Origin of the sequence: Streptomyces puniciscabiei (genome assembly GCF_006715785.1) — a bacterium.
Classification (GTDB): domain Bacteria; phylum Actinomycetota; class Actinomycetes; order Streptomycetales; family Streptomycetaceae; genus Streptomyces; species Streptomyces puniciscabiei.
On record NZ_VFNX01000007.1, the window covers coordinates 104,276 to 118,999 of the forward strand.

Here is a 14,724-nt window from a genome sequence, read left to right on the forward strand (position 1 = left end):
GGGCGTCTGTGAACAAGGATCGAAAGGAAGAGTCAAGAATGGCCAAGCTGGAGAACCTGGACCCGACCACGCCGCTGTTCGCGCAGTTCGGCCAGAAGACCGGGCCCATCGTCCTGGCCAACACCTTCGTCGTCCCGAAGGAGAGGTCCGAGTCGTTCCTGGCCCACTGGAAGAAGCAGGCCGAGTTCATGCAGGCGCAGCCGGGATTCGTCTCCCTGCAGATGCACCAGGGCACGGCGGGCAGCCAGCTGTTCATGAACGTCGCGATCTGGGAGTCGACCGAGGCCCTCGCCAAGGCGCTCGGCAACCCGCAGTTCCAGGCCATGTCCGCCCAGGTCCCCGACGACATCGTGTCGTATGCGCACATCTTCGAGAAGATCGCCGTCGAGGGCCTCTGCGAAGCCTGACCCGGGGATCACGTTCCGCGGAAACACCGGCGGTCCCGGCACCTCCCGCCGGAGGTGCCGGGACCGCTTTTTCATCGCTGGTGCAAGCGGGGACGGCATTCTCGGCTCCCCTCCGTGTCCATGGGGGGAGGTGCCGTACGTCCACAGCAGCTGCGACCCGGCAAACTCACTGTCACGGATGGGGACTTCAGCATGGATGTAGGACTTCTCTTCGACCTGCGGAACCCGGAGGGCTGGAAGCGCCCGTGGGCCGACCACTATGCGCGCAGCCTGGAATTCTGCGAGGAGGCGGACCGGCGGGGCGCGGGCGGGCTGTGGTTCACCGAGCACCACCTCTTCGAGGACGGCTATCTGCCGCAGCCGCTGACCTTCGCCGCCGCCGTCGCGGCCCGCACCCGCCACGCCCGGATCGGCACCGCGGTGGTGCTGCCCGCGCTGCGCAAGCCCGCCCAGCTCGCGGAGGAGGCGGCGATCGTCGACCTCGTGAGCGGCGGACGCCTCGAGCTGGGCATGGGCGCCGGCTACCGGGTTCCCGAATACACCCTGATGGGCGCGGACTTCACGCGGCGTTTCCGGCGGACCGAGGAGCACATACGCGAGGTGCGCCGGCTCTGGGAGGAGGGCGGCGTCACCCCGGGCCCGGTCCAGGACTCCGTTCCGCTGTGGGGCGGCTTCTACGGTCCCCGCGGCGCGCGGATCGCCGGCCGGCTCGGCATCGGGCTGCTGCACATCTCCCACGAGCTGTTCCCGCACTACCGCGAGGGACTGGTCGAGAGCGGCCACGACCCGGCGACCGCCCGGGTCTCCGGCCTGCTGCCGATCATCCTCGCCGACGACCCGGACGAGGCCTGGGCGCGTGTCGCGCCCTACCTCGCCCACCAGATGAACAGCTACCGGCAGTCGTCCGTGGAGGGCACCGACAAGCCCCGGCCGCCGATCATCCACCCCGACGAGTTCCGCAACCGGACCTCCAACGCCCCCTGGGGGGCTCTGAAGATCCTCACCCCCGAGGACGCCGCCGCCCAGATCAAGGAGACGACCGAGGGGCTGCCGGTGGAACACCTGATCTTCTGGGCGAGCATCGCCGGCATGCCGGACGACCTGACGGCCCGGAACATCGAACTGGTCAGCGAGGAGCTGCCGCCGCTGCTGGGCCTGTGACGGCCGCCGGGCGCCAGCCGCCCGGCCGCGCGGTGACGATCGCCGTGATCCCGTCCGGGTCGTGCTGGGCCTTCTTGGGGCTCCCGCAGCACCGGATCCTCCTGCGGCTCGGCCACCTCCGGACGGCCGCCGGGGACACCTGGGGCATGTCGCTCGCGGCGAGACAGTCCCGATCCGTCCGGAGGCGGCCGGGTTCGCCGGTCACCATGATGTCGGCATCGCGTCGGCGAGGTAGGACGCGCTGACCCGTCCGGCCTGTCACGCCCGGGCCGGCGCGCTGCCGGCGCATCCGCGGATCTGCCGGTGCCGTGCCGAGGGCTGTCTTCGGCATCCACGTCACCGCGGCTGCGCCGGCCCGGTCCTTCTCTCCCTCGCCCGCGAGGCGGGCGGCCGCGTCCGGCGGCCGGCCGACGCCTGTGCAGCCCGCCCGGGCGCGACCGGCACCACCGCGGCGGTTCCCGACACCGTGCTCGGCCGACGCCAACCGCCCGCACCTGCGGCGGCCTTGCACTGCGCGCTGCGCGCCCATACTCACGGCTGCGTTCGACTGCCGCCGGGATCACCTCAGGGCGGCGACGGCCGAGGTGCGCCTGCCCGACGCCGCGGTTTCCGCGACCAAGCTCCCGGCCCCACCGCGCCCCGACGGGCTGCTCATCGGGCCCTGCGGCCAAGGCTTTTCCCCGCCGACGGGTGTCAGTTCGATTACCGTAGGTCGCCGCCCCGGTGGTTCCGGCGCCGGAAGGGGCGATACGCGTGCCGCCGATGCCGTAGAGGCCAGAAAGTGAGCAGACAGATGCAACCGACGTTCGTCCTGGTGCACGGAGCTTTCGCGAACTCCTTCTCCTTCGCGCCGCTCCAAGCCGAACTGGGCCTCCTCGGACACCGCTCCGTCGCCGTCGACCTTCCGGGGCACGGGTTCGCGGCGACGTACCCGCGCGCCTACCAGGCGCCGCAGGACCTCGAAGGGCTCGCCACCGCACCCGGCGCCATCAAGGGCGTCACGCTCGCCGACAACGCCGCGCACCTCATCGGCATACTGGAGCGGGCCAAGCGGAACGGGCCCGTCATCCTCGTCTCCCACAGCCGAGGCGGCATGACGGCCACCGTCGCGGCGAACCAGCGGCCCGACCTGATCGACCGCATCGTCTATGTCTCCGCCTGGTGCCCCGTCGATCTCGACGTCAGCGCCTACTACGCCGAGCCCGAGATGGCCACGGTGGACGCCACAGGGCTGGCCTCGGCGATGGTGGGCAACCCCGCCGAACTCGGGCTGCTGCGCGCCAACTTCCGTACCGCCGACCCCGGCGTCCTCGCGGCCTTGAAGGCGGCCTTCCTCGCCGACGGGACGGACGATGAGTTCATGGTCTTCCTCAACACCTTCCAGCCCGACGAGAACCTTGACGTCGGCACACCCGAGGACCGGGCACGGGCCGACACCTGGGGGCGGATCCCCAGGACGTACATCCGGCTGACCGAGGACACCAGCGTGCCGCTCGCCATGCAGGACCGGATGATCCGTGAAGGCGACGCACTGACGCCGGAGAACCCCTACGACGTCCGTACGCTCACCAGCAGCCACCTGAAGTGGCTGGTCGACCCGGCCCCGGCGGCCCGGGTTCTGGCGGACATCGCCGCGTTCTCGTTCTCGCCTGGCGGGTCCGGTACCAACTAGGTACCATCGGGGCATGCCGTCACTGAACGTGTCCTTCTCCGACGAGGAAATGGAAGGCGTCCGCGCCGCCGCCGCCGCCGAGGGCAAGAGCCTCAAGCAGTACCTGCACGATCTCGGCGTGCGGGAGATGCACCGCAAGCGGTTCGTCGCCGGCGCCGCCGCCTGGGCCGACCGGCTGCGCGGCGAGTTCGACGATGCGTTCCCCGAGGAGGTTCCCCCCTCCCGGGGTGACGGCGGGGCTGCGGCCGCCTGATGGTTCTGCACATCGACGTCTCCTGGCTGCTCGACGTCCAGGAGGCGGCCCTCGGGCACGAGGACGTGACGGTGGCCGACTACTCGGCGCTGGTGGCGGCCGTCGCGCGGCACAGGACCAAGATGCCGACGCTGGCGACGGCCGATCCGGATGCCGCCTGGCGCGCGGCCGCACTGCTGCACACGATCGTGCGTCTCGAACCGCTTCCGCACCGCAACAGCCTTTTTGCCGCTTTCGTGGCCGCCCAGTACATGGACCAGTGCGGTGAGGGCATCGACCCGCCGTACGGCGCCCTGTCCGATCTCGTCCGGAAGGTCCGGGACGCCCGCCTCGGTGTCTATGCCGTCGCCGAGACGCTGCGCTCCTGGAAGATCTGAGGACAGGCTCGGCAGCGGGCCGGACCGGCCCGGTCAGGCGGGCCGGAAGGAACACTCCGGCCGCACAGCCCCCGCTGTCGCGCACCTGGCCGGCCACAGGGTGGTCGGGCGACGCCCGCAGCGTGTGCCCACCGGCGGGTGCGGGCCCAAGGGCGAGCACCGTCTGCGGAGAGGGCAGGATTCGAACCTGCGTGGGCCCCGAAGGGCCCGACCGTGAGCCGTGCTCGCTGGTCCCCGATCAACCACTCCGGGCACCTCTCCCTGTTCCCGGCTCTCGGTCTCCCCTGCCGGTCACAGGAACCATGGTGGCAGGAGCCGCTGACCGGACGCTGAGACGCCGCTGACAGCATCCGCGCGGTCGGACGGCGTCTCCCGCATGCGACGCCGGCACCCGGCTCCGTCCGCCTGAGACCCGCAGGCCACGGCCCTGCACGAGGCCGCGGCCTCGGCACCGCGGAGCGGCCTGTCCGTCACCACGCCCGCGCCGGATGCCCCTCGCCCTGCTGTGCGGCACGCCGCTGGGGCCGCGGTTCACGCTGTCCGCCGAGGCCGAGCACAGGAGCTGCGCCGCCCGACTCCAGCCTGGGCCCGGCCGCCGGGGGCGTGGTCGGGCCGTCGCCGGTCGCGGGTGGCCGGACGGACGGTGCCGGGCGTGCTGTTCGCGGCCGCGGGGCTGGGCGCGCGCACGGTGGCGGTGCGCGCCGTCCGGGTCACAGAGCCGGGTGGTCGTCGTGCAGCACCCGCTGGTACATCCGGTGGTCCCGCCACTGTCCGTCGATGTGCAGATAGCGCGGGGCCATGCCGATCGCCTCGAACCCGCACTTCTCCAGCACGCGTTGGGAGCCGGTGTTCTCCGGAAGGGTGGTCGCCTCGATCCGGTGCAGCCCGACCCTGTCCCGGGCGATCCGGCAGACCCGCTCCACGGCGGCGGTCGCGAGCCCCCGGCCCTGCTGATCCTCGGTGACCCAGTAACCCAGATAGGAACTGCAGAACGCGCCCATGACGATTCCGGACAGCGTGATGGCCCCCACGACCCGCCCGTCGGCTTCGAGGAGCCACGGCACGAGCCGGCCGTCCGCGCGGTGCCGTTCCTGTTCTTCCAGGCGCTGTGCCTGACCGGCCACGGTGAAGAAGGATTCCGGGCGGCGCGGTTGCCAGGGTTCGAGGTGTTTCCGGTTCTCGGCATAGGCGGTGCAGAGCGCCGGGGCGTCCGCCGGTCCGGCGAGCCGCAGTATCACTCCGCCCGCGATTTCCTCGCTTCCGATGTCCATGCGCGCACCCTAGTGTCCCGAGTCGCAAGGTAGCGTTCACCCTCAAATCATTGCAACGAATATGAGTGGGGACGTTGCATTATGCTCATCACCATTGCAACGATTTCCCCAACTCTACCTGCAGATATGGCATCTTCACGCAATAAGCATGTTGCCCATCCAGTGAAAGCAACGTAGCGTTTCCATCACTGGAAACAACGAGTCGAAGGAGCGCACCATGCAGAAGAACCAGGGCACCATCCAGAAGTTCGACACCCCCGCCCCCATCGCCGCCGTCCTGGACATCCCCATCGGGCACATCCGGCTCGTCGCCGCCGACCGCGCCGACACCACCGTCGAGGTCCTGCCCGCCCACCCCTCCAGGAGTCGCGACGTCAAGGCCGCGGAGCTGGTCACGGTCGCCTACGACAACGGCGTCCTGCGGGTCGAGAGCCCGGCGGAGCGCAAGCAGATGCTCGGCCACCCCGGAACCCTCGAGGTCACCGTCGAGCTGCCGGCCGGCTCCCGGGTCGAGGCCAAGGCCGCCGTCGCCGAGGTCCGCGGCGTCGGACGCCTCGGCGACGTCACCTTCGAAGGCGCCCAGTGCACGGTCGAGTTCGACGAGACCGCGAGCGCCCGCCTCACCCTCGCCACCGGCGACATCACCGTCGGCCGCCTGAACGGCCCCGCCGAGATCACCACCGACAAGGGCGACCTCACCATCACCGAGGCCCATCACGGCACCGTCACCCTGACCACCCAGCACGGCGACATCACGGTCGGCGCCGCCCAGGGAGTCTCCGCCACCCTCGACGCCGGCACCTCCTACGGCCGGATCAAGAACTCCCTCAAGAACAGCGACGGCGCCGCGGCCGGCCTCGACATCCACGCCACCACCGCCTACGGCAACATCACCGCCGCCGGCCTCTGAAAGGGAGCCCCGCTGTCACCAAGGGGCCGTCGACCTCCACACCGGGGTGCGCCCGCCTGCCAACGGGCTTCCCCGGAAACGGATTCCGGCCGGCCCTGAGGGTGGCTCACCCGCTCGGATGCGCTCGGCGAGCAACCGGTTGCGAGGCTGTGCATGGTGAGTGCATGAACACTACACCTCGCTCCAAGAAGACCGTTTCCTGGATTCCACGAGCATTCGCGGTGAGCGCCGCCGTGGGCATCGCCTGTGCGGCGGGGACGGCCACTGCCACGTCCGCGGTGGCCGCGACGCCCGCCACGCACGCCGTCACAAAGGCCACGGCCGCCTACGGCCACGGCGGCGGCGGCGGTGAGGGCGACGAGAACCGGTGCGGCAACGGTCTCCTGAACCTCCTCAACTTCTGCAACTGACGGACGGCCGACGGAGGTTCCTGCCCGTCAACCACATAACCGCACATGGAACACGTCCACCCACCCCAGGGCGGTCAGGAGCAGGGACAGGATCCCGCCGCCTGACCGCCCTGCCGACCGCGGCCCGAGGTCTGCGCCCACTGCTCCGGCCGGGCCCGGGGACCCGGGGAAGATCCGCCACGTCCTCAGCCGCGCGGCGCCGCGCTCGACCGGTGCGCGTGCCGCGGACAGCGCGCGGTCGGCGGATCGCCGACTCCGACCAGCTCGCCGGTTTTCTTGTCGGCCCCGATCCGTGGACCGTGCCACCAACAAGTCCTGTTTCATCAGCTTTTTCAGGTGCGCCGAGGTCAAAAGCCAAGCTGGTTCGACCACTTGGAGGTCCCCCATTCGCTGGGCAGGCGCCCCTGGAGCAGCGGATTGACATACCAGGGAGCTGGTTTTACGGTCTGGTCGGCGATCTCCCCAGGCCCGTCCTTCGGTTCGGGGAGCGCCGGAACCGCCCGTAAGGGCCGGGTGGCGGAGGTGGCCGGTGGCACAGCAGGAACGAGCGATCAGGACGAGACAGGCCATCCTGGTCGCGGCTGCGCAGGTGTTCGCCGAGGTCGGATATCAGGCGGCCACCATCGTCGAGATCCTGCGCCGGGCCGACGTCACCAAAGGAGCCCTGTACTTCCACTTCCCCTCCAAGGAGGAGCTGGCCCAGGCGGTGCTGGCCAACCAGCTCACCGGCATGCCGCAGACCCCGCCGCGCGAACTGAAGCTCCAGCAGTGCCTGGACGAGGCATTCCTCCTCGCCCACCTGCTCCAGGAGGGCGATTCGCTGGTGCAGGGCAGCATCCGGCTCACCGTCGAGCAGGGAAGCCCGCGGGACGGACTGGACCGGCGGGTGCCGATGGCGGGATGGGTCGAGCACAACACCGCCATGCTCGCGCAGGCGAAACAGAACGGCGAACTGCTGCCCCAGGCGGATGTGGAGGCGGTCGCGCGGATGTTCGTGGGCGCGTTCACCGGGGTGCAGGTGCTGTCCAAGGTCATGACCGGCCACGCCGATCTGATGGACCGGGTGGCGGACCTGCAGCGGCATCTGATGGCGAGCATCGCGGTCCCGGCGGTGCTCGTGCGGCTTGACATGGCCCCGGACCGGGGGGAACGCGTCCACAAGGAGATCATGCGACTGCGCCGGGCAGCGGAGCCGGTCGAAGCGGTCGGCTGACCGGTGAGGGCGCCGGGGCCCGGAGCGCAGCCGTGAACACCACCGCCTGCCCGCGGCACCGTACACGTGGCGGCGAAGCGGCAGCAGCCCGGCGGCGACCTGACGTCATCACCGGTGATCGCCGGTGGCCGGCACACGACGGCCACCCTCATCACCAACGCGCCGGCGCTGCCGTGCGGGAGCGGAACGCCGGTGGGCCGCCGGCGCACTCGGCTGTCCGAGAGCCTGCGCCTGCCGGAGCCGCGTGACGTGTCGGCCGTACCTGTCCGGCCGGCGCACCCGTCCGGACACCCCTGCGCGCGTCCGCCGCCTACAGCGAAAGCCTGAATCCCCGCTGCCGCGGCTGCGACAGGCCCGCCGCCCCCTCGGACCGCTCCGTCTTGCGTCCTTTGGCGCGCGGCGCCAGCGTGCGCGGATCGACGGCCTCCGCCGGTGCCCCGATGGCGTACAGACCGTCAGGGGCGGTGTCCCGGTCGTGCGGCAGCAGCCAGAAGACCCGCCGCCGGAACGTGCCCGAGGACCGGGACGGCTTGGCCTCCGGCCCCAGGATCGCGTAGCCGATCATGCGCCCGTCACGATGGTAGGCGGGCCTGCCGCGACGGGTCGGCAGCCGGTCCAGGCTCTGACGGACGTAATCCAGCCCGCTGATGTCCTCGAGCCAGACGAAGTCGACCTCGTGGACGATCTCGTCCTCGGCGATGAGGGCGCTCATACTGTCTCCTCGTCGGCAAGCAGTCCGATGCCTGGGTAGTACTTCCGCTGGTTGGACAGGAACATTTCCTTGGGCGACGCCAGTCCCACCAGCTCGCGGACCCTTGCCGCGAAGGCCCGGGACGACAGGGCCGGGACCCCTTCATCCTGACACCACGCCTTGTAGACGGCGTACAGCCGTGCCTGCTCCGTGCGCAGCGCCGGGGCCAGTTGGCAGGACTCCCCGAGGAAGCGCCCGGTGTGGTCCTCGGTTTCCGCGTAGGCCGTGGTGGCGATGCGTACGCGCTCCGGTCCCACGAGGTCCTTCTGTCCGCCCAGATAGCGACGGGCGCCCAGGACAAGCCAGTTGAGGATCCCCGGCCCCTCCTCCGTCACGAGGACGTCCGCCAGGTTGTCGACCTTCCGGTGGTCCGGCACGACCCGCTCGAACGGGATCAGCCGCATCCGCCGCCAGAACGCGAAGCCGCCCGTCCCCACCTCGGGCCGGTGGTTGCCCAGCAGCCACAGCTTGTGGGTCGGCTGGAAGCTGAAGAAGTCCTGCCGCATCCGCCTGGCCTTGATGCGGTCGCCGCCGGTCAGCAGCTTCACCCGGGCCTCGTCGAACCGGTCCCCCGGCTTGACCTCGCTGCACACGATGACCCGGCGCCCGTGCAGCTCGGCCAGGTCGGTGGGGTGGCCCTCGTAGGGGCGGGCCATGAGGAACCCGGGCGGCGCCGCGTCCGCGTAGTCGCCGACGAGCTTCATCACCACGTCCAGCAGCACCGACTTGCCGTTCTTGCCGGAGCCGAACAGGAAGGGCATCACCTGGGCGCCGACGTCGCCGGTGATGGAGTAGCCGAGGAGCAGCTGCAGGAAGCCGATCATCTCCGCGCCCTCGGTCCCCTCACCGAAGGTGTCGGTGAGGAACCGGTCCCAGCGCGGCGTCGCCATCGGTTCGGGGGTCGCGGTGGTGGAGCGGGAGTGGAAGTCCTTGTTCGGGTCCGGCACGCGCTGGAGCCCGGTCCGCAGGTCGACGATGCCGCCGGGCGTGCACAGGGCGTACGGATCGGCGTCCAGCAGCGCCGCGTTGAGCACCATGCCGGGTGCGGACCTGGCCTGGGTGAGCATCGCGTTCATCCCGCTGGTGCTCAGCGCCCGTCTGCGGTGCTGCTGCAGCGCGGTCGTGCTGTGCACGCCCCGCGGGTCGGTGGTGGCGAGGGACTCCGCCAGGTCGCCGGCGGCCCACAGCACGGTGTCGTCCTCGTCGATCTGCCAGCGGGTGCTGTCCCACCGGAACCAGCCGAGCCCCGGCACGTGCCGGTAGTCGTTGGCGTAGAGGCTGACGAACAGCTTGGCGTTGCCGCGGTCGCTGAGGGTGTCGGGCAGCAGCCCGTCGGCGGTGGCCTCGCCGGCCGTGGCCTGGCCGACGGGCCGGGGGCCGCCCTGCACCTCCGTACGGGCCCGGGGACCGGGCTCGCCGTTCGTACGGGCCTGAGCAACGGTCTGCCCGTTCATACGGGCCCGGGGGACGCCCTGCGCCTCCGTACGCGCCTGCGGGACGGTCCGGGCCAGGATCTGCGCGGCGACCGAGCCGGCGTCGAAGAGGGCGTTGTCGTGGCCCGTCACCGGCGGCCTCCCGGGGCCAGCGGACGGGTACGGCCCGCGCTCAGTCCGCCGCGGATGACGGCGCCGTAGCGCCGCTCCTGGCCGGGGCGCGCCTGCGCGGCCGCCTCCTGCAGGATGCGCTCGGCGTGTTCGGTGTCCAGCAGGCCCGCGGCGACGAGCCCGCCGGCGGTGTACGCGGCCCGGTTGAGCTTCTCGGTGAATCCCGCTCCCTCCGGGACGGCACCGCAGGCGGCCACCTCGGTCAGCAGCGGGGCCAGCACCCGGCCGGCTGCTCCGCGGCCGCCCGATGCGGCCAGGACGGCCTGCCGGGCGCGGGGCGGCACCGGCCGGGGCGCGGGCAGGTGTGCGGGCGGCAGATGGCCGGTGCGCTGCAGTTCCCGCGCGAGCCAGCCCGGCAGCGGGGCGGGCTCCCGTGCCGTGCCCACGGCCTCGTACCTACCGGCCGTGGTCACGGTGCCCGGGGCGACGATGTACCCGCCGTGCGCCCGTACGTCGACCTGCCAGGCCAGCGCCCGGCCGCCGCCCGAGCCGGCGGAACACTGCCAGCGGTGCCCGTCCAAGGCCCGGTACCACACGTGCAGGCCGCCGGAGGGCGTGCGCACCCGCAGGGTCGTCTCGTCGTCCGCGGGAGAGGTCTCACCGCGCAGCGCGGCCAGCACTCCGATCGTGTGGAAACCGTTGGCGAGCCCGGTCAGGTCGACGGTGTCGGCGATGTCGATGCCGGGCAGCAGGCGGTCGCGTCCGGGCAGCTGCCGGGCGTGCGCATCGATGTCGACGACGACCAGCCCGGCGGGGCCGCAAGCGATCCCGACCCCGAACTCCGGATGGGACTCCCACCACTGCCGGATCCGGACGAAGTCGAGCGTGGCGGCCCGGAATCCATGGCACCAGCGCCCGGCGGCAGGACAACTGCAGCCCCGGTACGTGTGCCCGGGCTCACGGCAGACCGCGCAGTTGCCTGCGGGCGTCTTGCGTCCTGGGGCCAGCGGATGGACCGGCCAGCCACGGCCGGCGCACCATCGGGCGATGGCCAAGGACTGCGAGGCGCCCGCTCGGGCAGCAGCGGGACCCCGTGAGTCGCTGCACAAAACCCGCAGCTCATCGGTCATGTATTCCCCCGTCAGCGACCGAAGCGACTCAAGGATAGGAACACACTAGCGAAGCGCTGACAAAGGTTGGGCCAAGTGAGCAAGAAGGGTCCGTATCCCGGGGGGCTGCAGCGATCCAAGAAGGGCCCGCAGGGGGCGAAAGCGATTGGGTCGCTGCTTCGGTCGCTGCTTCGGTCGCTGACGAAGACCCAGTTCAAAGCCCAACTACCTGCCGGGCAGCGACTGTAGCGACTCAAGTCCGCCACATATGACGTCTACACGCAGACGTACGCGCATACGCACACACGCGCATGCCTCCATATACCCCGACCGTGCGTCGCTTCAGTCGCTGCCCGCCTCCAACAGGCCGCTGACCTCGTCTTTCACCCAGCCCCGAGCAGCGACCCAACAGCTGCCGAGCCCTCGTCCGGTCGCTGCCCCTCGGTCGCTGCTCCCCGGCCGCCGTCGCTCGGGCCGCTGCCCTCGAAGCGATCCGAGCGACTCAAGCGGCTCCGGACGAACCTGGACGACTGCTTCCGCACCGGGCCGTTCACCCGCCACCAGCGACCGAAGCGACGCAAGCGACCGAGCTGCCGGACCCGTATACGGCGCCGCACGCCCCGCCGTCGGGATCGGCCTCTGCCGGGTCGTCAGGCCCTGACCCCTCGGTTGTACGGACACCCATGTGCGATCGGCGAGCGATTCACGGCGTGATCCGGAGAGTGATCGGGATAGGGTGGGTGCGGGAGGTGAGCTCCGTGCCCACTCAGGACGAGCTGTTCAGCGCGGTCGACGCGCTGCTGGAGGAAGTCGCCCAGAACGACCTGCCCTCGCCCGCCGAGCGCAGGCGCCTGCGGGAGGCCGCAGGGCTGAGCCAGGCCCAGGTCGCGGCCGCACTGGCGACCCGCCGGGAGACGGTCGCGAGCTGGGAGTCGGGCAGGAACGAGCCCCGGCCGCCCCAACGGGCCGCCTACGCCCGCTTCCTGGAGAAGCTGGCCGAACGGTTCCCCGCCCCGCCCCCGCCGTCCCAGGAGCCTCAGGACCCCTCCCCCGCTCCCCCGGCGCCCGCCCTCCCCGAGCCCGGGGAACGCCGGCCGGCCGAAGTCCCCCTCCCCCCGCAGCAGGACACACGGACACGGACGGCCGCCACGCCCGGCCCCGCCCCGCGGACCGGGGCGAGCCCCACCACCAGGACCCGGCCCACGTCCGCACCGAGGAAGCCACCCCGGACACCGGCAGCCGCACAGAGCACGGCCGAGACGCCCGCTCCCCGCTTCGAGAACGGCCCCCTCGCCGTCATCGGCCTCGACGGCGACGAGGTGGTGGCCTACTGCGTGGGCGGCCTCGTCCTGGACGTCCCCGCCAGGAGCATCCCGGCCCTGGTGGACTGGACGCTGACCGAGGCCGGGCTCGGCCAGCCCCGGCTGCACCGGTACGGCCGTGACGCCGATCCCGTCCTGGTCCTCACCCCCGCCGCCATGGAGCGTTACGGCCTGCCCGAAACCCTGTCTCCTGAGGAACGGCGTGCCGGACGGCTGCAGGACGGTCACAAGGTCGTCAGGCAGGTCAAGAAGGCAGGCCTGCAGCTGACCCAGCTCGGCTTCGGACCGTGGGCGCGCCTGTACCGCGACCCGGAGGGCGCCCGCCGCCGCTGCGTCCAGCTGTGCATCCCGTCCTGGGGCGCGCTGCCGGTGGAGGAATGGGACGACAGGAACGCCCCCCGTCTTCCGGGCATGCCGGCCGCCGACCTCGCACGGTTCCTCGGCACCTACGCGGAGCGGGTGATGACCCCGCGCGGCACCACGGCGGTCACCGGTCTGGAACTGATGACGGCCCTGCGCCCGCCGACCCGCGCGGAGAAGGACCCGGACACCGGAGAGTTCCGGCAGGCCTTCAACGCCGACGCCCTCACCGAGGTGTACGACGCGGTCGAGTGCGAGGTCCCGGACGAGCACCCGCTGCTCAAGGGCAGGTTCGCCCGCCACCACCAGCGCACCCCTGCCGAGATGCTGCTGGAGGAACCGTACGACTGGTGCCGGGAGCTCACCGACGACGAGTGCATGCAGCCGTACCTGGTCGCCATCGACGTCAACATGGCGTTCGCGGCGGCCGCCAACGGCCTGACCGTCGGGCTGAACGGACCGGCCCACCTCACCGGCAACCCGCCCTTCGACCCCGCACTGCCCGGCTCATGGCTGGTGGACCTCTCCCACGTCGACCTCTCCCGGGTGGAGGTGGGCGGCCGCACCCTGGACGCCGAGCGGCTGCCGTCGCCGTTCACGCCGAGCGGCGACCGGCCCGAGGGCCCGGCCTGGTACGCCACGCCGACCGTTGCGTACGCGGTGGAGCTCGGCTTCGATGTCGCGCCGATCGAGGCCTACGTCCGCACCCGCACCGGCCGTTACCTCGACCCCTGGTACAAACGGCTGCGCGACGCGTACATCGCCACCATGGCCGACCTCGGGGTGAGCACCGCGATGGACGGTGAGGAGTTCCTGCACGCCATGGCCCGTTCCCGGCACGCCGATCCGACGCTGGCCCTGGTGCTCAAGGCCATCAAGGCGACGGCCAAGGGCGGCATCGGCAAACTGCGCCAGCGCAACCGGGGCCAGGTGCCGTACTACGAACCGTGGCCGGCGCTCTCCCGGCCGACCTGGCGCCCCGACATCCGCGCGGCCGTCCTGTCCACGGTCCGGGTCAGCATGCACCGCAAGATCATGAAGACGGCCGCCGCCACCGATCTGTATCCCGTGGCCATCGGCACCGACGCCCTCGTCTACCCCTCCCCCGGTCCCGGCCCGCTGGACTTCCTGCCGTACACCCCCGAGGGCAAGCCCGTGCCGGGCACGTTCCGGCTGGGCGTGAGCCCCGGCATGATCAAGCACCAGGGCACCCGGACCGTGCTGTGGGCGGAGGAACAGTTCGAGCAGCACGGCGGTGTGTTCAACATCGCCAACCACATCAAGAACGACGGCATCGCCGCCGAAGGGGAGTAGCCCGCCATGGACTCGGTAGGGGACAGCCTGGACCGCGCGCTGGAGCAGGCGTTCACCCGCCCCCTCCCCAAGAGCGCCCCGGCCCGGATGCGGTTCCTCGTCAAGCAGCTCAAGGGCACCAGGCCGGTCGCCGAACTGCTGGGCATCTCCCAGCGCACCGTGGAACGGTATGTGACCGGCCAGTTGAAGCACCCCCGCCGGGAGCTCGCCGCCCGACTGGAGCGCGAGGTACGCAGCCGCTGGCAGCCGCAGGTCCGGGCGAGGGCGAAGCAGAAGGCCGTCACCACCGACGGCCTGGTCTTCGCCACCCGGGGCAGGTTCGGCTTCACCGCCGCCCCGGGCACCACCGACGACGCCCGCATCCGCGACATCACCCAAGCCCTGCCGCCCCGCTGGGCCGAGCGGCTCTTCGCGGCCCGGGACGCGGGAGCCACCGAGGACCAGCTGCTGCGGATCGCGGCGGAGGGGCTGGGGGAGATGTACTTCCGGGCGGACAACACCCGCGCCCAGGGCCTGGACGTGGAGTTCACCGACGTCGAGCAGATCGACATCTCCCTGTAGAGCCGGTGCCGCCTCGGCGGCGGGCCCGGAGCTATTACGCCGTAACAGCGGGTCGGCCTATTACGGCGTAATAGTTCCGGGCCCCTGGG

The 14,724-nt window shown here is 71.6% G+C and carries 14 protein-coding genes and 1 pseudogene; 10 read left to right on the forward strand and 5 right to left on the reverse strand.

Annotation, left to right across the window (positions count from 1 at the left end; translation table 11 throughout):
• Positions 1-38 precede the first annotated feature (38 nt).
• The 5 genes from FB563_RS41650 to FB563_RS41670 all read left to right on the forward strand — a co-directional run bounded on the left by FB563_RS41650 (position 39) and on the right by FB563_RS41670 (position 3,870).
• Positions 39-407, forward strand: a complete 369-nt coding sequence (locus FB563_RS41650; RefSeq protein WP_055708746.1) for an antibiotic biosynthesis monooxygenase family protein — start codon at positions 39-41, stop codon at positions 405-407.
• 192 nt (positions 408-599) lie between these two features.
• The gene (locus FB563_RS41655; RefSeq protein ID WP_055708745.1) at positions 600-1,568 is read left to right on the forward strand and encodes an LLM class flavin-dependent oxidoreductase; all 969 of its coding nucleotides are present in this window, start codon (positions 600-602) and stop codon (positions 1,566-1,568) included.
• 793 nt (positions 1,569-2,361) lie between these two features.
• Positions 2,362-3,240, forward strand: a complete 879-nt coding sequence (locus tag FB563_RS41660) for an alpha/beta fold hydrolase (protein ID WP_199832950.1) — start codon at positions 2,362-2,364, stop codon at positions 3,238-3,240.
• A gap of 13 nt (positions 3,241-3,253) precedes the next feature.
• Entirely contained in the window at positions 3,254-3,493 is a 240-nt protein-coding gene (locus FB563_RS41665) for a hypothetical protein (RefSeq protein WP_055708742.1), read from the forward strand.
• Positions 3,493-3,870, forward strand: coding sequence for a hypothetical protein (locus FB563_RS41670; protein ID WP_055708741.1), 378 nt, complete (start codon positions 3,493-3,495; stop codon positions 3,868-3,870). The genes FB563_RS41665 and FB563_RS41670 overlap by 1 nt, the downstream gene beginning before the upstream one ends.
• Before the next feature lie 166 nt (positions 3,871-4,036).
• Here FB563_RS41670 and FB563_RS43395 read toward each other — a convergent pair.
• Positions 4,037-4,131 (reverse strand): annotated as a pseudogene (locus tag FB563_RS43395).
• 449 nt (positions 4,132-4,580) lie between these two features.
• A complete protein-coding gene (locus FB563_RS41675; protein ID WP_055708740.1) occupies positions 4,581-5,141 on the reverse strand; it encodes a GNAT family N-acetyltransferase in 561 nt (186 codons plus the stop codon).
• A 238-nt stretch (positions 5,142-5,379) separates the two neighbouring features.
• Between FB563_RS41675 and FB563_RS41680 the strand changes: the two genes are divergently transcribed.
• The 3 genes from FB563_RS41680 (at position 5,380) to FB563_RS41695 (ending at position 7,674) form a co-directional block, all read left to right on the forward strand.
• Positions 5,380-6,051 (forward strand): DUF4097 family beta strand repeat-containing protein, encoded by a 672-nt coding sequence (locus FB563_RS41680; protein WP_055708755.1) that lies wholly within the window; start codon positions 5,380-5,382, stop codon positions 6,049-6,051.
• 164 nt (positions 6,052-6,215) lie between these two features.
• The gene (locus tag FB563_RS41685; protein WP_142219283.1) at positions 6,216-6,461 is read left to right on the forward strand and encodes a hypothetical protein; all 246 of its coding nucleotides are present in this window, start codon (positions 6,216-6,218) and stop codon (positions 6,459-6,461) included.
• 529 nt (positions 6,462-6,990) lie between these two features.
• Positions 6,991-7,674, forward strand: coding sequence for a ScbR family autoregulator-binding transcription factor (locus FB563_RS41695; protein WP_055708738.1), 684 nt, complete (start codon positions 6,991-6,993; stop codon positions 7,672-7,674).
• A 310-nt stretch (positions 7,675-7,984) separates the two neighbouring features.
• Here FB563_RS41695 and FB563_RS41700 read toward each other — a convergent pair whose 3' ends face one another.
• The 3 genes from FB563_RS41700 to FB563_RS41710 form a co-directional block, all read right to left on the reverse strand.
• Positions 7,985-8,386 (reverse strand): DUF6009 family protein, encoded by a 402-nt coding sequence (locus FB563_RS41700; protein WP_055708737.1) that lies wholly within the window; start codon positions 8,384-8,386, stop codon positions 7,985-7,987.
• Positions 8,383-9,879, reverse strand: a complete 1,497-nt coding sequence (locus tag FB563_RS41705; RefSeq protein ID WP_079048988.1) for a DNA primase family protein — start codon at positions 9,877-9,879, stop codon at positions 8,383-8,385. The genes FB563_RS41700 and FB563_RS41705 overlap by 4 nt, the downstream gene beginning before the upstream one ends.
• A 107-nt stretch (positions 9,880-9,986) precedes the next feature.
• The gene (locus FB563_RS41710) at positions 9,987-11,018 is read right to left on the reverse strand and encodes a bifunctional DNA primase/polymerase (RefSeq protein WP_055708753.1); all 1,032 of its coding nucleotides are present in this window, start codon (positions 11,016-11,018) and stop codon (positions 9,987-9,989) included.
• Positions 11,019-11,836: 818 nt separating this feature from the next.
• On the opposite strand from FB563_RS41710, the gene tap reads away from it, so the two are divergent.
• Both tap and tpg read left to right on the forward strand, forming a co-directional pair.
• Complete coding sequence (gene tap, locus FB563_RS41715; RefSeq protein ID WP_244329079.1) at positions 11,837-14,074, forward strand: telomere-associated protein Tap; 2,238 nt, start codon at positions 11,837-11,839, stop codon at positions 14,072-14,074.
• Positions 14,075-14,080: 6 nt separating this feature from the next.
• The gene (tpg, locus tag FB563_RS41720; protein WP_055708119.1) at positions 14,081-14,635 is read left to right on the forward strand and encodes a telomere-protecting terminal protein Tpg; all 555 of its coding nucleotides are present in this window, start codon (positions 14,081-14,083) and stop codon (positions 14,633-14,635) included.
• Positions 14,636-14,724: the final 89 nt, after the last annotated feature.